Origin of the sequence: Flavobacterium sp. XGLA_31, assembly GCF_051547105.1 — a bacterium.
Taxonomy (GTDB): Bacteria; Bacteroidota; Bacteroidia; order Flavobacteriales; family Flavobacteriaceae; genus Flavobacterium.
The window spans coordinates 40410-60281 of sequence record NZ_JBPTTM010000008.1; the positions used below are offsets into that span (position 1 = coordinate 40410).

Annotated in this window: 16 protein-coding genes; 6 read left to right on the forward strand and 10 right to left on the reverse strand. The window is 39.8% G+C overall.

The annotated features are described in order from the left end of the window. Window positions 1–660, forward strand: coding sequence for a M15 family metallopeptidase (locus ACSVH6_RS12335; protein ID WP_438078938.1), 660 nt, complete (start codon window positions 1–3; stop codon window positions 658–660). Here ACSVH6_RS12335 and ACSVH6_RS12340 read toward each other — a convergent pair. The 6 genes from ACSVH6_RS12340 to tsaD form a co-directional block, all read right to left on the reverse strand. Beyond that, entirely contained in the window at window positions 657–1226 is a 570-nt protein-coding gene (locus tag ACSVH6_RS12340; protein WP_438078940.1) for a hypothetical protein, read from the reverse strand. The two genes, ACSVH6_RS12335 and ACSVH6_RS12340, sit on opposite strands and share 4 nt — an antisense overlap. A gap of 3 nt (window positions 1227–1229) precedes the next feature. Next, a complete protein-coding gene (locus ACSVH6_RS12345; RefSeq protein ID WP_438078942.1) occupies window positions 1230–2411 on the reverse strand; it encodes a THUMP-like domain-containing protein in 1182 nt (393 codons plus the stop codon). A gap of 82 nt (window positions 2412–2493) precedes the next feature. Next, the gene (locus tag ACSVH6_RS12350; RefSeq protein WP_438078944.1) at window positions 2494–3450 is read right to left on the reverse strand and encodes a zinc metalloprotease; all 957 of its coding nucleotides are present in this window, start codon (window positions 3448–3450) and stop codon (window positions 2494–2496) included. Window positions 3451–3614: 164 nt separating this feature from the next. Next, complete coding sequence (locus ACSVH6_RS12355; RefSeq protein WP_438078946.1) at window positions 3615–4253, reverse strand: DUF4159 domain-containing protein; 639 nt, start codon at window positions 4251–4253, stop codon at window positions 3615–3617. Window positions 4254–4265: 12 nt separating this feature from the next. Then, a complete protein-coding gene (locus ACSVH6_RS12360; RefSeq protein WP_438078947.1) occupies window positions 4266–4973 on the reverse strand; it encodes a 16S rRNA (uracil(1498)-N(3))-methyltransferase in 708 nt (235 codons plus the stop codon). Window positions 4974–4976: 3 nt separating this feature from the next. After that, window positions 4977–5999 carry a tRNA (adenosine(37)-N6)-threonylcarbamoyltransferase complex transferase subunit TsaD gene (gene tsaD / locus ACSVH6_RS12365; protein ID WP_438078949.1) on the reverse strand — a complete coding sequence of 341 codons (1023 nt, stop codon included), beginning with the start codon at window positions 5997–5999 and terminating at the stop codon, window positions 4977–4979. A gap of 100 nt (window positions 6000–6099) precedes the next feature. Between tsaD and ACSVH6_RS12370 the strand changes: the two genes are divergently transcribed. The 5 genes from ACSVH6_RS12370 to ACSVH6_RS12390 all read left to right on the forward strand — a co-directional run bounded on the left by ACSVH6_RS12370 (window position 6100) and on the right by ACSVH6_RS12390 (window position 14762). Continuing rightward, entirely contained in the window at window positions 6100–10641 is a 4542-nt protein-coding gene (locus ACSVH6_RS12370) for a translocation/assembly module TamB domain-containing protein (RefSeq protein WP_438078951.1), read from the forward strand. Between the two features lie 143 nt (window positions 10642–10784). Further along, window positions 10785–11771, forward strand: a complete 987-nt coding sequence (gene pfkA, locus ACSVH6_RS12375) for a 6-phosphofructokinase (protein WP_438078952.1) — start codon at window positions 10785–10787, stop codon at window positions 11769–11771. A 66-nt stretch (window positions 11772–11837) separates the two neighbouring features. Further along, on the forward strand, window positions 11838–12848 hold the full coding sequence (gene gap, locus ACSVH6_RS12380) for a type I glyceraldehyde-3-phosphate dehydrogenase (protein WP_438078954.1): 1011 nt from the start codon (window positions 11838–11840) through the stop codon (window positions 12846–12848). Window positions 12849–12959: 111 nt separating this feature from the next. After that, window positions 12960–13811: an N-acetylglucosamine kinase gene (locus ACSVH6_RS12385; RefSeq protein WP_438078956.1), complete on the forward strand. Its 852-nt coding sequence runs from the start codon at window positions 12960–12962 to the stop codon at window positions 13809–13811. Between the two features lie 576 nt (window positions 13812–14387). Beyond that, entirely contained in the window at window positions 14388–14762 is a 375-nt protein-coding gene (locus ACSVH6_RS12390) for a methylglyoxal synthase (protein ID WP_438078958.1), read from the forward strand. Window positions 14763–15329: 567 nt separating this feature from the next. On the opposite strand, the gene ACSVH6_RS12395 is transcribed toward ACSVH6_RS12390, so the two are convergent. The 4 genes from ACSVH6_RS12395 to ACSVH6_RS12410 are packed head-to-tail and all read right to left on the reverse strand — an operon-like array spanning window position 15330 to window position 19859. Next, window positions 15330–16109 (reverse strand): hypothetical protein, encoded by a 780-nt coding sequence (locus ACSVH6_RS12395; RefSeq protein ID WP_438078960.1) that lies wholly within the window; start codon window positions 16107–16109, stop codon window positions 15330–15332. A 54-nt stretch (window positions 16110–16163) separates the two neighbouring features. Continuing rightward, a complete protein-coding gene (locus ACSVH6_RS12400; RefSeq protein ID WP_438078962.1) occupies window positions 16164–17654 on the reverse strand; it encodes an N-6 DNA methylase in 1491 nt (496 codons plus the stop codon). 2 nt (window positions 17655–17656) lie between these two features. Further along, window positions 17657–18340, reverse strand: a complete 684-nt coding sequence (locus ACSVH6_RS12405; protein ID WP_438078964.1) for a hypothetical protein — start codon at window positions 18338–18340, stop codon at window positions 17657–17659. Next, window positions 18318–19859, reverse strand: a complete 1542-nt coding sequence (locus tag ACSVH6_RS12410) for an AAA family ATPase (RefSeq protein ID WP_438078966.1) — start codon at window positions 19857–19859, stop codon at window positions 18318–18320. The genes ACSVH6_RS12405 and ACSVH6_RS12410 overlap by 23 nt, the downstream gene beginning before the upstream one ends. Between the last annotated feature and the right edge of the window lie 13 nt (window positions 19860–19872).

Below are 19872 nucleotides of genomic sequence, written 5' to 3' on the forward strand. Positions count from 1 at the left end.
ATGAAAAAAATATTTTCACTTTTAGTGTTGTTCACTTTATTTTCCTGCAAGTCTACTTATCTGGATTCGAAAAAATCTCCGGTGCTGCTTGATATTTCTAAAGAGAAAGACGAAAATGCATTTGTCAACCTCAAGAATTACAGTTCTGGTTTTGGATTTGATATGAAATATGCCACAGCGGACAATTTTCTGAAAGAGAAAGTATATCCTTGTGACGAGTGTTTTCTGCGGGTGAAAACCATCAAGGCTTTACTTGAAGCGAATGAGGCCTTTTTGCAAAAGGGATACCACATCAAACTTTACGATTGCTATCGCCCTTTGGCCATTCAAAAAAAGATGTGGAAAATTGTACCTGATGCTAATTTTGTGGCCAATCCCAAGAAAGGGTCTATTCACAATAAAGGCGGTGCGGTTGATATTACCCTGGTAGATTCCCTGGGGGTGGAATTGAATATGGGAACAACGTTTGATTTTTTCGGCCCTGAAGCGAGTCACAATTACCAAAACCTTTCCGAAGAAATTCTCAATAATCGGAAATTCCTGAAAGAAATTATGCTGCAACATCATTTCCAATCCTTTGATTCGGAATGGTGGCATTACAATTTAGAAAACAGCAAAAGCGACAAAGTTTCTAATTTGAAATGGAAGTGTCAGAACTAATTCTCAATGCACTTTAAATTCTCAATGAAGTACTTTTCGGGCTCGTATTGTTTTTGATCCAATTCGGAAACAAACATTGTTTTAAAAGGATAATCAATCGTTTCTCCTGAATATTTTATTCGCATAAAAGTCACCGGTGACAGCTTCAACTCTTCATAGTTTTCTTTGGTAAATAAAAAGGTGCCTACCAAAATTCGGTTGTTGCTGTTTTTTTCGTCACGCACTAAAGTACCGCAAGTGTCCGCTCCAGAATAAATCAGCATCACGATTTTGCCATTATTCAATTGCAGGTAAATTTTGGAGCCGGCATCAAGGCAGTTGGCTTTTATAAAATCATTGCTTTTTTGCAAGGATTGCATTTCTACAGCCAAAACACCATTTGTATTTGAAAGAGAAAAGAAAATGTTGGTTGAGTTTCCGGCAAAACTGCGCTCAAAAATCATTTGTTGTTTGGTCGTTTTATACGTGCCTAAACTGTCCGAAACATTGACGTCAATTTCACAAGGCTTTTGGGCAAATGCACCGACTGTTGCGGCAAGACATAAAACAAAAAACAGTTTCTTCATGGTCTATTTTAATTTGGTGCAAAGTAAAACTATTTTCTCATTATTTGCGTTAGTGGTAAAAAAACAATATGAGTTGCCGCCGTCTTTGATTTTCCATTTTTTGCGAATGGTTTCTACTGAGTCCGGGAAGTTTCGGGTGGTTATATTTGCTTTTTGGTTTTCGAGTTTTGATTTCATTTCGCTTTTTGTGTAGCCGATGTTTTGGCTGATTTCAAAGATACGTCCCGGAAAATCAATCAAACTGTTTGAGGTGTATAAATGAGAATGTTGGTGGAGTTTGTTTAAACCAAATTGTGTTGCCACCACATCAAATCCTCCCGATTTCATGATAGCGGCATTGGGCTCATATAAATATTTTTGGGGCAAATCATAGGCAGGCACAACCGGTTGATTTAGTTCGAAGCCAAATAGTTCAGCAGTTTCTTTCTGTAAGTTAGCCGTCACGATTTGAATAGGCCCGACGTGGTTTTGTTTTAAAATCCACAGCAATTCCTTGACTTCATTCTCAACAGCAATTATGTGAATGGCCGTGACATTTCGGAGTTCGGATAAACCGGCAGCAATGTCAAGAATAGGGGCCGTTTTAATCATGATATTAGGAGCAAAGTCAAAATAAAAATCCAACAAATCGGGAACATTTGGCAAGCAGTCTTTGAGCATAAACACTTTGCCTTTGGCCTCATTTCTGCGGGAGGGATCGATGTAAATCCAATCAAATTTTTGGTTTAACTCTTGTAGAATTTCAGAGCTGTCTCCTGTATAGCATTCAACGTTGTTTGTTTTAAGCGGTATCCAATTTTGCTTGACCAATGCCGATAATTCGGAGTTGATTTCACAATGAACCACTTTTTTCACTTGCTCAGCAAAATAATAATCATCTACTCCAAACCCACCGGTTAAGTCTATCAGTCGGTCACCTGAAACTAATTGCGCTTTATATGCAGCTGTTCTTTCCGAAGAGGTTTGTTCGAGTGAAATTTTTGATGGGTATATGATGTTTTCGGCAGCAAACCAGGTTGGGAGTTTTAATTTTGCCTTTTGCTTGGCTGCCAGTTGATTCAGTACTGCAATCCAATCGGCTTCCGGAAATTTGCTTTTTTGCAAAGCCAATGCCGATACGTCTGACGTTACATTAGCATTGATAAAATCCTGAATGTCTTTATCGAGTAAAGATTTTTTCGACATGGAACGTTTTTTTGGTAATTGCAAGTATAAAAAAAACCTGCCATAAGGAGCAGGTTTTTCAACAAAAAAATATAATTAGATATTATGGCTGTGCAAATGAGAATCGAGGACCACCGGAAAGGAAGATGGCATCAATTCTGGCTTTTTGACCTAAAGAGAACATGTACATCGCTCTGTCATCAGTATAATCCATGTAATTCATGGTCATTTCTACCGGGGTCCCGGTACAAGTACTGTAGTGAGGGTAAGTTGGAGCTCCGTAGTTTGCCGCGTTGTGCGACGGAGTGTCAGCTACCAAATCATTTCCACAGGTAGCATCGCCCCAAATGTGACGCAGGTTAAGCCAGTGTCCTACTTCGTGAGTAGCGGTTCTTCCTAAGTTGTATGGGTAACTTGAACCTGAATTGCTGGTCACTCCAAAATATTTAGGGTCAATTACGACACCATCCGTAGCTGCAGCTCCGCCCGGGAATTGAGCATATCCCAAGATTCCGCCACCGATAGTACCTACCCACAGATTCAACTTAGTAGTTGGGCTCGTAGGATCAAGTCCTCCTTGTTTTGTTTTTTTGATGGCGTCGCGAGTACCCCAAGAAGATTTTGTAGTTGCTTTACGAATCACCTGATCCAATACAAATGAAATTCCCACATTGGCTTTAACTCCGGAGAATAATGCCGGAACCTGATTGAAATCGGTGTTTAAAGCGTTAAAATCTTTGTTCAAGACATCAATTTGTGATTGTATTTGTGTTAGCGATATATTTTCTGCCGCAGTTCTGTACAATACATTAACTACTACCGGAATTTCGATGTGACCGTTTACCATCTTATTTGCTAAGCGGGCATTTTCGGTAAAATCTTCAATTTGCGCCATTTTTGCTGCCAATCCCGGATTTTCCTGAAGCTGTCTTTCTAAAACTTCTTGCGAAGCACAACTTCTTTTAGCTGTAGTTGTATTTTGATTTTCGATAGTGTTTTCTTCCTTTTGACAAGAAAACAGCATTAACAATGTTGCTAATGATAAGCAGACTTTTTTCATTATAAATTGCTTTTTTGGTTAATTAATTAAAGCAATTTTAAGAAATATTGTCTTATGTTGAAAGAATATCAACCTTACTTTTCAACAAATCGATGAACAGCAGTTGATTTTAGATATTTTAAAAGCAAATGGCTAAAAAAGAGAGAATTGCGCTATAGCAATACTTAGTTCTTAAAGATGTAATTCAGAATGTTGGCGCCCATTTTTAGCGCTTTTTCTCTCACATCTTTGGGATCGTTGTGTACTTCCGGATCTTCCCAGCCATCTCCCAAATCGCATTCGTAAGTGTACAACAGCACCAAACGGTTGTCTATAAAGATTCCAAAAGCTTGGGGTCGTTTACCATCGTGTTCATGGATTTTGGGCAATCCGTTGGCAAATACATTGGGTTTCTGAAAAATAGGATGATTGGCCGGTATTTCAACCAAATCGTTATTGGGAAAAATGCGTTTGATTTCTCTGCGGATGTATTGATCCATCCCATAATTGTCATCTGCATGGAGAAATCCGCCCGACATCAGATAGTTTCTCAGGTTGACAATTTCGGCATCACTGAACACCACATTACCGTGTCCGGTCATGTGCACAAACGGATAGGCAAAAATATCAGGGCTACCCGGTTCTACCGTGGCCGGTTTGGGTTTGATATTCGTATTAATCGTTTGATTCGCGTATTTGATTAAGTTGGGTAATGATGTCGGATTGGCATACCAATCACCACCACCATTGTATTTCAGCAAAGCTATTTCCTGGGAAAATCCCAGCGATGTGGTCAACAAAAAAAGGACTATTATTTTTTTCATAAAAAGAACTCGTTACGCTTCATTCATAAATACCACACTGTGACAAGCTACAACGGCAGCTGTTTCTGTGCGCAGTCTCGTGTTGCCCAAAGATACCGGAATAAAATTATTTTCAAGGGCCAGTTGAATTTCTTTTCCCGAAAAATCGCCTTCGGGGCCAATGAGAATAGTAACATCTTCGTTGATCTTCAGCTCGTTTTTTAATGATTTTTTATCCGTTTCCTCACAATGTGCAATGAACAATTGTCCGGAGGTTGTTTTTTTAATGAACTCTTTATAGGCAATCGGCTCGTTTAATTTGGGTAAATAGTAATGCAGTGACTGCTTCATGGCCGATTCTATTATTTTCTGAAATCGATCGGTTTTGATTACCTTTCTTTCGGAATGCTCACAAATAATCGGCGTGATTTCCTGTATGCCTATTTCGGTAGCTTTTTCCAGAAACCATTCATACCGCTCGTTCATTTTGGTAGGCGCGACTGCCAAATGCAAGCGGAACCGGGGTGCTTCCTGTTTTTCAAAAGCATTGATTTTGACCGTGCATTTGGTATCCGAAGCAATCGTGATTTCGGTGGTAAATAAAAATCCCAAGCCGTTAGTCACGTGCAGTACATCGCCTTCTTTTTTGCGCAATACTTTAATAATGTGTTTACTCTCTTCTTTGTCAAACACAAAGGAAGCCGCATCTTTGGAAATGATTGGGTTGTAAAATAGTTGCATCGCTTAAAACTCAATTCGGGCCTTGGAAACCACATGGGTATCCGAAAATTTATCGTGTAAAAACTTCTGATAGCCTACAATTCCTATCATGGCGGCATTATCGGTAGTGTATTCAAATTTTGGGATAAAGGTTTTCCAACCGTATTTGCCTTCGGCCTCTTTTAAGGTTTGCCGTATGCCTGAATTAGCAGAAACACCACCGCCAATAGCAATTTGCGTGATGCCGGTTTCAGCCACGGCTAATTTCAATTTATCCATCAAAATTTCAATGATGGTATGCTGTACCGAAGCACAGATGTCGGCTTTGTTCTCTTCCACAAAGTTGGGATGCTCCAAAGTGTTTTTCTGAATAAAATACAAAATCTGGGTTTTCAATCCGGAAAAGCTGAAATCCAATCCGTCAACTTTGGGTTTGGTAAACGGGTATTTTTTAGGGTTGCCTGCTGCAGCAAACTGGTCAATCAGCGGTCCGCCCGGGTAGGGAAGTCCCATGATTTTAGCCGTTTTGTCAAAGGCTTCGCCCACCGCATCATCGGTAGTTTCTCCGATGATTTCCATGTTGAAAAAATGGTTGACTTTAACAATCTGGGTATGTCCTCCCGAAATAGTCAATGCCAGGAAAGGAAATACTGGTTTGTCATATCCTTCCTCATCAATAAAGTGGGCCAGGATGTGGGCATGCATATGGTTTACAGCAATCAAAGGAATATCGAGAGCCATTGCCATGGATTTCGCAAAAGAGGAACCTACCAAAAGCGATCCCATCAGACCGGGACCTTGGGTAAAGGCTATAGCGGACAGCTGTTCTTTGGTTACATTGGCTTTCTTCAGGGCCACATCAATCACCGGAACAATGTTCTGCTGGTGTGCTCTCGAAGCCAATTCGGGAACTACGCCGCCGTATTCTTCGTGTATGTTTTGCCGGGCTACTACATTTGAAAGCACCTTATCATTGCGTAATACCGCAGCAGCAGTGTCATCACATGAACTTTCGATAGCCAAAATAAAAACTTCTTCCGGATGCATAAAAGGCACAATTTTTGGTTTATATTTGACAGTCCATCAAAGGAAATCAAATGCAAATATAGTTGCAAAGGTAATTTTCTTTCCCAAGTCAACAGAATAATTGGAAAAAATTAAAACAAATAGCGGTTTTAAAAAATTTCGAAAAATCCTTTTTCGTTCTATTATTGGACTGATTCTCTTTTTATTATTGGTCAGCATTGCTTTGTCTTTGCCGGTAGTGCAAACTAAAATTGCCCGTTATGCTACGGACAGCATCAATGAGGAATACGGCGTTAATATCAATATCGACGAGGTGGCCGTAACGCTATTCGGAGGAGTAAAACTCAAAAAAGTATTGATTCTCGACCACCATCAGGACACCCTCATTTACTCCCAGCGCATTAAAACCAGTATTTTGGATTTGGATAAACTCATCAATGGGAAGTTGCTTTTCGGTGATTTGCGTTTGGATAAATTTTATCTGCAAATCAAAAATTACAAAGGAGAAAAGCATACCAATCTGGATTTGTTTGTAGACGCTTTTGACGACGGAAAGAAGGCCAGCGGTAAGTTTTTGATGACTTCCAAAAATGTGTATCTCACCGACAGCCGCTTTGTGATGCTGGATTACAACAGGGCCAATCCCAAAGATGTCGACTTTACCCGATTGGACGCCCATTTGGAAAACTTCAAAATCAAAGGGCCCAATGTAAATGCCAATATTACCAAGATGGCTTTCAAAGACCACCGGGGCGTATATATTGAGAACCTGATGGCTGATTTTGGATACACCAAACACGATATCAAATTAAATAAACTGGAAGTAACCACCAAAGAATCATTCCTGAAAGGAAACGTGACTTTGCTTTACAACAAAGACAACCACGATTTCAGCGATTTTAACAATAGGGTGAAGTTTGATGTAAAACTCGACAGCGCTTCCTTGTCTTCCAACGATATCCGTCATTTTTACAAAGAATTAGGCAAGAATCAAAAATTCTATCTGAACTCCAAAATCAAAGGAACACTCAATAATTTTTACGCCACTCATTTGTATTTACAAGACCGTAAAAACTCCCTGATTATTGGTGATGTCAATTTTAAAAATCTCTTTCCTCGGGCACCCGGCGATTTCTACATGAAAGGAAATTTCAATAAAATATCCTCTAATTATGATAATCTGACCAAGTTACTGCCAAACATTTTAGGCAAAAAACTGCCGACTTCTTTGGCCAAACTGGGGCAATTCAATTATACCGGAAATGTAGAAGTCACCCAAAAGTACATCAACACCGATTTTGTCATGAATACGGCACTCGGTATTGTGGAATCGGATTTGAAAATGTCCAACATCGACAATATTGACAACGCACAATACGCCGGAAATGTAATCCTTGACAACTTTGATGTGGGGGCGATGATTAACGACAAATCCATCGGAAAAGTCAGTCTGAATCTCGATGTGGAAGGTAAAGGATTTACTCAAAAATACCTTAATACCTCTTTCGTAGGGGATGTTTCCAAAGTATATTACAATGGCTATAACTACACTAAAATTATTGTAGACGGTAGTTTCAAAGAGCCTATTTTTAAAGGGAAGTTTTATATCAACGACCCTAATCTTTATATGGATTTTGACGGAACGGTCGACTTGTCCAAAAAAGAAAACATCTACGATTTCCATTCCAAAATTGATTACGCCAATCTGGTAAGACTGAATTTCATAAAAGACTCTATAGCCGTATTCAGAGGCGACATTGTAGTGAAAGCCAACGGCAATTCGTTTGATAATTTAAAGGGCGATTTGGTATTGAGCAACGCAGCCTACCAAAATAAAAAGGATCAATATTTCTTAGATTACCTCAATGTGACGTCACGGTTTGATGCCAATGGAGAGCGTGCGATTACCATTAGTTCGCCCGATGCCATTGAAGGGTCGGTGGTAGGACGCTACAAGTTCAACCAGTTGCAGAAAATGATTGAGAATTCTTTGGGTAGTTTTTATGCCAATTACAGACAAAACAAAGTCTTGCCCAATCAGTATCTCAAATTTGATTTTGCCCTCCACAGCAAGATTATTGAAATCTTTAACCCCGATATTTCATTGGCACCTAACACCGTTTTAAAAGGGAACATCAGTTCGGAAACCAAAAACTTCAGTCTTGATTTCAGCTCTCCTCAGGTCACGGCCTATAAGAATACGTTTGACAAAATTCTGGTGCAGATTGACAACAAAAATCCATTGTATAATGCCTATGTACAAATGGACTCCATCAAAACCAAACATTATAAAGTTCGTGATTTCAGTATGATTAACACGTTTTCTAATGATACGTTGCACTTCAGAACTGAATTTAAAGGCGGTAAACACGGGAATGACTTCTACAATCTGAATTTCTATCATACCATTAATAACGAAAATAAAAACGTAGTTGGATTCAATAAGTCTGAGCTGCAGTTCAAAGATTACCTGTGGTTTTTGAATGAAAATGAAAATCCGGAAAACAATAAAATCGTCTTTGATAAAAAGCTCAGCAATTTCAATTTTAATGATCTGACGCTTTCGCACGGCAATCAGAAAATGAATTTTATAGGAACCTGGAACGGCAAACGGGACAAAGATTTGGAACTTGTTTTTGACAATGTCAACCTGAATAAGGTCACGCCCGATGTGGAGAAGTTCCGCTTTGACGGAAACCTGAACGGGAAAGTCAATTTAAAACAAAGCAACTCTATTTTTCAACCTACTTCCACCTTGCGGATTGACAGCCTGAAAGTGAACGATATCGCTTTGGGTAAAATGAATCTCGATATACAGGGCGATGAAACCTTCAGTAAATTCCATTTGAATTCCAATTTGGAGAATCAAAATCTGGAAGCGTTTAATGCCAGAGGTGATATAGAAGTGGTTGCCAATGAAACTTTTGTGGATGTCGATTTAAATTTTGACCGATTCAATCTGGGGGTTTTAGGTAAAATCGGGGGAGATGTTATTACCAACATTCGAGGGTTTGCCTCCGGGAATGCCAGAATTGACGGCAACATCAATGATTTGGATTACAACGGAAGACTTTTTGTGAATGATGCCGGTTTGACCATACCGTACCTCAATGCCGATTATAAATTTGACAACAATTCCATAGTGGATGTCACCGAAAATAAATTCATCATCAGAGAAACCAATATTACCGATACCAAATTTAACACGCAGGGAACCCTTGCCGGATACATCAAACACAAACAGTTTGGCGATTGGCAGCTGGATTTAGAAGTCAATTCCAAACGACTCCTGGCGTTGAATACCAAGGATTCGGAAGATGCGGCGTATTACGGTACCGCCTTCATGAACGGTACGGCTTCTGTTAAAGGGCCTACGAGTGGATTGATGATACGGGTTAACGCAGAATCGGCTAAGGGAACGGATATCAAGATTCCGATTAATGATGCCGAAGCCGTGGAAGAGAGCGGCTATTTACACTTTCTGACTCCGGAAGAAAAAAAGAAAAAAGCCAAAGAGAATTTTGTTCAAACCAAAAATTACAACGGTCTTGAGCTGGACTTCAATTTTGAAATCACCGAGATTGCCAATATAGAAGTGATCCTCAACCGCGAGTCCGGGCACGGTATGCGTGGGAAAGGAAACGGAACGCTGTTGTTCAAAATCAATACACTGGGCAAGTTTGAAATGTGGGGAGATTTCTCAGTAGTTTCCGGAACCTATAATTTCAAATACGGCGGCCTCATCAACAAAGAGTTCACCGTTAAAAAAGGAGGCTCCATTGTATGGACCGGTGACCCGATGTCGGCGACACTCAATTTGGAAGCGGTGTATAAAACGTCGGCTAATCCGGCCGTCTTGATTGACAATGCATCGTTTAATAAAAAGGTAGATGTTGAGGTGGTCATTGGCGTAAAAGGAAATTTAGCCAGCCCTGAACCCGACTTCAATATTAATTTCCCAACAGTAGCCAGTACGCTGAAATCGGAAATTCAAACCAAACTCGACGACAAAGACAAGCGCCAGACCCAAGCCTTATCTCTTTTGTCTTCCAATACTTTCCTGAGTTCGGAAGGGGTTAGCAATTCGCAACCGAGTAACCTTATTTTTGAAAAAGCCGGTAGTTTGTTTCAGGATATTTTTTCAGGAGATAACGATAAAATTTCCGTGGCTCCTGAGTATGTCGCAGCCGACAGAACGCCTAATCAGCAAACAGACGGGCGATTCGGGGTATCGCTGACGTCAAAAATCAACGACCGCATAACGGTAAACGGAAAGGTGGGCGTACCGGTTGGCGGTATTAATGAGTCAACCGTAGTCGGTGATGTAGAAGTGCAATACCGGGTGAATGAGGACGGAACACTCAATCTCAGAGTATTCAATAAAGAAAATGACATCACCTATATAGGACAGGGAATCGGGTATACGCAGGGACTGGGGATTTCCTATGAAGTCGATTTTGATACTTTTAAAGAGCTGGTCAATAAAATTTTCAAAAAAGCCAAATTGGACAGAGCTCCTAAAAAGACAACCGATATACATGATTCTGAGTTCAAAGACGACGGCTATAATTTTGTAGATAAAAAGAAGGCGGATAAAAACGACGATAAAAAAGAATCTACAGAACCTACTCCAAATAAAGAAGCCATTCCTGGGGAAGATTAACCCTTGAAAACCACTTCAGTCTTTCCGTAAATCAAAAACTTATCAACGAAAACGATTGAATTGCCTCTATTTTATTAATAGTTTAATAATACGGGTGCAATAATGCTTCTTCTTTGCTAATTTTACTTTTTAATACTTAAAAAATGTCAAAAAGCATAAAAAAAATAGGCGTACTGACTTCAGGAGGGGACTCCCCGGGAATGAACGCTGCCATTCGTGCCGTGGTAAGGACATGTGCTTATCACAATATAGAATGCATCGGGATTTACCGAGGTTACCAGGGAATGATAGAAGGCGATTTTAAAGAAATGGGTCCCCGCAGTGTGAACAACATTGTAAACAAAGGCGGTACCATTCTGAAATCGGCCCGCTCTAAAGAGTTCATGACAGCAGAAGGCCGTAAAAAAGCCCACCAAAATCTCACCAATGCCGGTGTAGATGCATTGGTAGTTATCGGAGGTGACGGTTCCTTTACCGGTGCCGAGGTTTTCAACAACGAATACGATTTCCCGGTGATGGGTATTCCGGGAACTATTGATAACGATATTTTCGGAACGAGCCATACGTTGGGTTACGATACTGCCCTGAATACGGTAGTGGACGCCATTGACAAAATTCGCGATACTGCCAGTTCCCATAACCGTTTGTTCTTTGTTGAGGTGATGGGAAGAGATGCCGGTCATATTGCCCTCAATGCCGGAATTGGTGCCGGAGCAGAAGAGATTTTAATTCCCGAAGAAGATTTAGGTTTGGAACGACTCCTGGAATCCCTTAAGAAAAGTAAAGCTTCCGGAAAATCATCCAGTATCGTAGTCATAGCCGAAGGCGATAAAATAGGAAAGAATGTCTTTGAATTAAAAGACTATGTCGATGAGAATTTACCGGAATACGATGTGCGGGTTTCCGTTTTGGGACACATGCAGCGCGGTGGGGCTCCTTCTTGTTTTGACAGGGTACTGGCAGCCCGTTTGGGTGTCAAAGCCGTGGAGTCTTTACTCGAAGGAAAATCCAATTTTATGGTCGGCTTGATGGCAGATAAAGTAGTCCTTACCCCATTGGAACAAGCCATCAAAGGAAGCTTCGAAATCGACAGGGAGTTGCTGAGAGTATCCGATATCATGTCAACATAAAAAAGATATTGGGTGTAGCAATAACCATCACTGAATCCTCAAATAATAAATTAATAATAAAAGAAAATGTCAAAAGTAAAATTAGGAATTAACGGTTTCGGAAGAATCGGAAGAATTGTATTCAGAGAAACCATGAACCGAGATAATGTAGAAGTAGTAGCCATCAACGATTTATTAGAAGTAGAGCATTTGGCTTACTTATTAAAATATGATTCTGTACACGGCCGTTTCAACGGAAAAGTAGAAGTAAAAGACGGAAAGTTATATGTAAACGATCGTTACATCAGAGTAACGGCCGAAAGAGACCCCAAACTGATTCAATGGGACGATGCCGCTGTTGCTGTTGATGTGGTGGCAGAATGTACCGGAATTTTTACCACTATAGATACCGCAAAAGCGCATATTGAAGGAGGCGCCAAAAAAGTAATCATTTCAGCCCCTTCTGCCGATGCGCCTATGTTTGTGATGGGGGTCAACCATCACGAAGCCAAAGCCACCGATACGGTAGTTTCCAATGCCTCTTGTACCACCAACTGTTTGGCTCCATTGGCCAAAGTAATCCATGATCATTTCGGAATTGTGGAAGGTTTAATGACCACTGTTCATGCTACTACGTCTACGCAAATGACTGCGGACGGACCTTCCAAAAAAGACTGGAGAGGCGGACGAGCTGCCAGCGTAAACATCATTCCGTCTACAACAGGAGCCGCCAAAGCCGTAGGCAAAGTAATCCCGAGCCTGAACGGAAAACTGACCGGAATGTCATTCCGTGTGCCTACAGTGGATGTATCCGTAGTAGATTTAACCGTGAAATTAGCCAAAGAAACCACCTATGATGAAATCATGGCCGTATTGAAAAAAGCTTCAGAAAATGAAATGAAAGGCATCCTCGGATTTACCGAAGACGATGTGGTTTCTCAGGATTTCGTAGGCGATTCCAGAACTTCAATTGTAGATGCCAAAGCCGGAATCGGACTGAACTCCACCTTCTTCAAATTGGTTTCCTGGTACGATAACGAATACGGCTATTCCAGCAAATTAATTGATTTGTCAGTACATATTGCCGGATTGAAATAAATTAAAAAAGACAATAGATAATAGACAAAGAGACGATAGACAAGTTTTAACCATTAAGGTCAATGCTCTCTTTGTCTATTCGCTATCCGTCTAAAAATAACAACACTACACATGAAATTACTCGTAGATAGTGGTTCTACCAAAGCCGATTGGATTGCCATTGATGATAACGGAAAAGTGCTTTTCACCACACAAACCCTGGGGTTAAACCCCGAAGTCTTAGACAAAGAAACCATTATTGCCCGTTTGGACGATAAGTTTGATATTGAACATAATAAAGATAAAGCCACTCATTTGTTCTTCTACGGCGCCGGTTGCGGAACCGACCGCATGAAAAACTTCCTGACACAGGTGTTTGAAGAATACTTTACCCATGCAGTGGTTACGGTACATGAAGATACCTATGCAGCAGTATATGCCACCACCCCTAAAGACGAAGCGGCCATTGTCTGCATTCTGGGGACCGGTTCCAACTGCAGTTATTTTGACGGCAAAGTGCTGCATCAAAAAGTACAATCTCTGGGCTATATCGCTATGGACGACTGTTCCGGAAATCGTTTCGGACGCCATTTGATTCGCGGGTATTACTTTGGCAAAATGCCGGCGGATCTGGCCAAAGAATTTGAGGAAGAGTACAACGTAGACCCCGATTATATCAAGCACAACCTCTACAAGGAGCCCAATCCGAATGCCTATTTGGCCACCTTTGCCAAGTTCATCATCAAGCACAAAGACAATCCCTTCTGCCGCGAACTCATCCGCTTTGAAATGGAAGAGTTTGTCGAGAACTACATCAAACAGTTTGACAATTACAAAGAAGTTCCTGTGCATTTCATAGGGTCTATTGCCTTTTATTTGGTGGATGAATTAAGAGAAGTGCTCCACCGACACGGCATCACCTTAGGCAATGTATTGCGTCGCCCGATAGACGGTTTGATTGCGTACCATGTTTTAAATAAATAGTTTATAAGAAGCCGGCAATAAGCCGGCTTTTTTATTATGTTCTTTTTTCTCTTGATAGAAAAAAGAACCAAAAAAGATCAAGCCTCTATAGTCTTAGCTTGAAAATCATCCTCAAAGCTCACGTTGTGACCCAAGCCGCTCGCTTTGCTCGTCTATGAGGGTCGCTTTGGTTTCGCTTTTTCGGGATTTTCTATGCTAATGCTATTAGGGCGGGTTTCCGAACACGTTAAATTGAAATCACTTCTTTTAAAACATTAGCAAAGCGAAGCTTTGCAACCTTTTGCGCAGTGTAGCTTTTAAAATCCGTTAAGAAACATCGAATCCTTGTAGGTGTTTTAGGATTTTAAAAGCGGTCCCGATTTATCGGGAACACCTTTGCAAAAGTGCCCTTTCTTTTGGTTCGTTTTCTTTTGGCAAGCAAAAAAAATGAACAATAAAGAATTAAAAACAATATTATATTTGTAAAAACATCACTATGGAAATAGCAATCATTGCACATGTTTGAGATTAAGAGGAGGACTGCCGGTGGCAGTCCGGCAATAGCAACAGTTCTACAGGAAATAAAATAACAAGTAAATGGAAATAGCAATTATAGCACATGACGGCAAAAAAGCCGACATGGTTCAGTTCATCAATAAGAACAAACACATCCTCGAAAAAGAAAACATCAAACTCATAGCTACCGGAACCACTGGGGGCAAGGTAGAAGCGGTAGGCATCAAGGTCAAAAAGATGCTCTCAGGCCCTCAGGGAGGCGATGCCCAAATAGCCGCTCGGGTAGCCGAAGGCAAAACCAAAATGGTGCTGTTTTTCAAAGACCCAAACTCCAGCCATCCCCACGAACCCGATATCAACATGCTCATCCGCATCTGCGACGTGCACAATGTGCCACTGGCCACCAATGAAGCCACCGCACAGTTGTTGTTGCTGGGATTGGATGAGGTAAGGTAATTGCTTTAAAATACAAAATCCAATCCAAAACGCCACGGTCACCCTGAGCTCCTTTAAACAAAACGCCAAACAAAGGGTCTTCGACAGGCTCAGACTGACAAGGGCAGGTTTAATGGTAAGTTGTTTACATGATGAGGTATTGCTTTTAGAACATAAATCCAATCCAAAACGCCACGGTCACCCTGAGCTTCTTTCTACAAAATACAATCAGTAATTCATTGTCACCCTGAGCCTGTCGAAGGGCTCCTTTAAACAAAACGACAAACTAAGGGTCTTCGACAGGCTCAGACTGACAAGGGCAGGTTTAATGGTAAGTTGTTTACATGATGAGGTATTGCTTTTAGAACATAAAACCCGATTAATAATTCATTGTCACCCTGAGCTTGTCGAAGGGAAGGGCTCCTTTAAACAAAACGGCAAACAATGGGTCTTCGACAGGCTCAGACGGACAAGGGTAGGCTTAATGGTAAGTCGTTTAAATGATGAGGTATTGCTTTTAGAACACAAAACCCGATTAATAATTCAATGTCACCCTGAGCTTGTCGAAGGGCCCCATTACCCAAACGCCTAAACTTTCAAATCAGCAAAGTCATCATAAAAAGCCAAATTGCGGTGATGCTTTGTGTTCACCTCTCTTTGATAACTTATATCCGTCAGTATTCGGGAAACGGACAATACTTCAAGCGGGGGACAGGAATAGAGATACGCTTCCAGCGCATCCCAGGTGTATTCCATTTCGTCTCCTTGACCAACGCCTTTCAAGTGAGTACATTGGTCATTTACATAATAGGCTTTGGAGCCACCCAACGCCAGCGTAACAGTCATTATTTTTTTGCGGAATTTTTCCAAATAATCTTCATCATAGTGATGGCTATTTCCCTGCATCTCATCGGTAAAATCCCACCATCGGGAATAGTAACACCAATCATTGCTGACCACCTCTTTATAAATGGTCAAACTGCTGCTGCTTTCGAGGCCTATAACAGCCGTGAGTTCATATGCTACGGTAAAAATGTACTCTCGTTGTTGCTCAGGGGTGGCACTGGGGTTGTACCACAAATAGTCCTCCCGTTCAAAAAGGGCCTCTCCGTATTTTTGATACAAAGCCTTCACCTGAAATCGTTCATCGGTAAGTTGGTAATGCCAACCCGAACCTTCTTTTCGCACCTTACCGAGCACGACATACCCTTCCTCCATGTCCAGCCCCAGCAATTGATTGTGCTCTGCAAAAGCATAGTAGCCATACTCTACATTAATGTGCAACCGCTCTGCCAAATCCATAGCCAGACGCTCCAAACTGGAAAGATCTAAGGTATGCCGATTGAGTATGGAGATATCACATCCCATGAGATAAATAGTAAATTAGAATTCTTTTGGCTGTGGCAATAGGGATTAGCTTTATTATTTCAATCCAGATAAAATTGCTCTGAAAGCCTCCAAGCCCGATTCAATATTCTCAATAATATCTTCTGCCAACTCATCCGGGTCGGGGAGGTTGTCTAAATCTGCCAGTGATTTGTCTTTTAGCCAAGTGATATCTAAACTCGTTTTGTCACGTGCGATGATTTCCTCATAGCCAAACTTGCGCCAACGTCCTTCGGGATTCGTTTCCGCATGATAGGTTTCTGTTCGTTTGTGACGGTTTTCCGGATTATACAATTGGATAAAATCCCTAAGGTCTTCCAACTTCAGCGGATTCTTCTTCAAGGTATGGTGTATGTTGGTACGGTAATCGTATACCCAAACTTCTTTCGTCCACGGGTCTTTGCTCGATGGCTTGCCGTCAAAGAACAGCACATTCGCTTTCACTCCGTTGGCATAAAAGATACCGGTAGGCAAACGCAATATGGTGTGCAGGTCAGTCGTTTCTAATAATTTCTTGCGCACCGTTTCGCCCACACCGCCTTCAAACAATACATTATCAGGTAATACAACTGCTGCTTGTCCTGTGGTTTTGAGCATGGTGCGGATGTGCTGCACAAAGTTCAACTGCTTGTTGCTCGTGGTCACCCAAAAGTCCTGACGGTTATAGGTCAGGTCTTCTTTTTCCTGTTCGCCTTCGGCATTGGTAAAGGTCATGCTGCTCTTTTTACCAAAAGGCGGATTGGCCAAGATATAATCATAGCGAGTTCCCGAATCCGTAATCAACGAATCATTCGGTGAAATAAAGTTATCCGAATCAATATCGCCGATGTTGTGCAGGAATAAATTCATTAAAGCCAAACGACGTGTACTCGCAACGATTTCATTCCCAAAGAAGGTTTCATATTTCAGGAACTTAGCCGCTTCTTTGTCTAAACTTCGGTTGGCGACAATCCAGTCGTAGGCCGCTAAAAAGAAACCACCCGTGCCACAAGCCGGGTCGGCAATGGTTTTCATGGGCTCGGGGCGAAGGCACTCTACCATCGCTTTGATAAGCGGGCGAGGGGTAAAGTACTGTCCGGCACCGCTCTTGGTGTCTTCAGCATTTTTCTCTAAGATGCCTTCGTAAATATCCCCTTTGTCTTTAACGCCCATCAATATCCAATTCTCGGCATTGATTAAGGCGATAAGCTTGTACAACTTGGCAGGATCTTGTATTTTGTTCTGACTCTTGACAAAAATTTGCCCCAAGATACCTTTTTCTTTGGCCAACTCGCGAAGCATGTTGTTGTAATGCAACTCCAACTCACTCCCGCTTTTACTGAGTAATGAATCCCAGGCAAATTCACTTGGGATAGGCATCTTTCTGTTATGCGGGGGCTTGGTATATTCATCTGCCATTTTCAAGAACAGCAAATAGGTTAACTGTTCTAAGTAGTCACCATAACCCACACCATCGTCTCTAAGGGTTTGGCAAAAGGCCCAGACTTTAGATACTATAGAGGATGCATTTGTGTTTTCTTTGCTCATTTTTATTGATTATTTTTTTTGCGCTGAATCATGTGATTTATTGCTCTTTGAATATGAACATGTTCTACGGAGTCTACTGCTACTTCTTTCAATCTCTGAGTTAATCTTTTCATTGTGCTTGAGCCCCACAAAATTTGTTCTTCTACATTATTAATTATTACATCGTGTCTATATAGGTGACAATGCTTGTATGTTGCAGGTCCTTTTGTTCCTGGTATTCCTCTCAAAAAAATTCCCTTAAATATTTCAAAATGGTCAGACCAATTGTCGAAATGAGGATTAAAAATATTAAAGTCATCGGAAATATTTGGAAAAACGTTTGTTGCCGGGTTAGTTAAAGTTGAATTAGCATTTTTCAATCTATTACAGGGCTCACAGGTTACAATTAGATTTTTAGGAATAAACATCCATTTTACTTTTTCATTTTGAGAAACCACATGGTCCAAATCTTCCCAATATGCATCAGTCCTTAACTTTGCTCTACAATATGCACATCTCCTTATTTGACCGAAGTAATGACTTTGTTTCAGATTTATTTTATAATCTACATAAACTTTGTTTCTCTTAGTCCAATAAGTATCATCAATAGTTATATCGTTGATTATTAAAATTTCATCAACGGATGGTATATATGTCTTATTTATCAGTGTGTAGCGATATCGATTATTCAGATTGATTAGAAACATACTCTTTAACGATTGTGTTATATACTACTTTTAAAGGGTCATTGTCCGATAGGCTGCTTAATTTGTCTATCCCTAACTCGTAAAATTTATCACGAATACTTCTTTCATCGCTATCCTGATCAGATATATAATCGAGAAGCTCACCAAGTTTATCAGCCACAAAATAATTTCTTGAGGTATTTACTTTAAATACTTTTAGCAATATTTCTTCGGCAGACCATCCAAAAGTATTCAAATCTTTAGGTAAATCAACTTTTTCAATTTTATCTTTAATATCCCTTCTTAAACCTATAATCTTGGAATGTCTACCATCTAAATCTGATGCAAAAAAGTGAGAGTGTGAAGTTATCAGAAAATGGCAATTTTGGTATTCTTTAAAGAGCTCTTTTAAAAATGAAACGTACCTCATTTGCCAATTAGGGTGCAGGCTAATCTCTGGTTCATCAATTAGTATCAAACTATTTGGTTGGATGGAAGCATAGATTCCAATAAAACTGGTTAATATGTGATATTCTCCCGAACTAATATCATTTACTCCTAAATTAGTTCCTTGCTTGCTTAAGCTCAACTCTGGATAAGATATTAAATCTAAAGAATTCAGATGATTTAATAATATATAATAATTTTTAGGTAGATTTTGATTAATAATATCAAATGATAAATTACCATTGAAGTTTTCTCTAATATAATTTATCAATTCAATTATTTGAAGTTTTAATTCTGAATTATTCTTTATGTGATTGTGATAATATCTAACTCCAAATGGAATAAATTCAGAATCTTTTCTATTTGAGAATCCTTTCTGAGGATCATTAAAATTATTAAATAGTCTATCGAATTTTTCGGCATTCAATGGTTGATTAAAAAAATAATTCTTATATCTTAACTTATAATTAATTCTGAAGTTATTTTCGTAATTTAAAAATTGAAGTAACGATTTGATTTTATTTATAATTATGGCTTCATCATGATTTAAATTCATAAAAATTAAATCTAATGTTCTCTTGATATAGCTTTTAGTTCCTGCTATACTAGGTGTTTTAATACTTCTAACACCGAGATATCTGTAAAAGTCTTCATAATTGTTTTTGACAGTGAATTTATCATTAATTAAGAGCGAAGAAACTAATATAGTTTCTGGTAAAATTAACTTTTCAGGAGAAATTTCTTCACTGCTTTGGTATACGGTTGTTTTAGTTCTCTTGATTTTTTCTTTTTCTATAAAAAAATTACTAACAATAAAATCTGCTGAATTTATGTTAAACGTAATTTCAAATAATCTATGATAATTAGCTAGTTCACTTTTTTCTTTGATATCTTTTAGGTGAATGAAGATTTCAGCTATTTCTTTTAATAGATAACTCTTTCCAGTTCCATTTGGACCTATTATTAAGGATGTATATGGAGCATTAACAATCGCCTCATTTTTAAAATCATTTTCATCAGTAAAACTGACTTCAAATGATTCTCCAAAAATTGGATGTTTTTTTAATACGGTTTTTTTAAGATTAAATTTCATAAGATCATTAAGT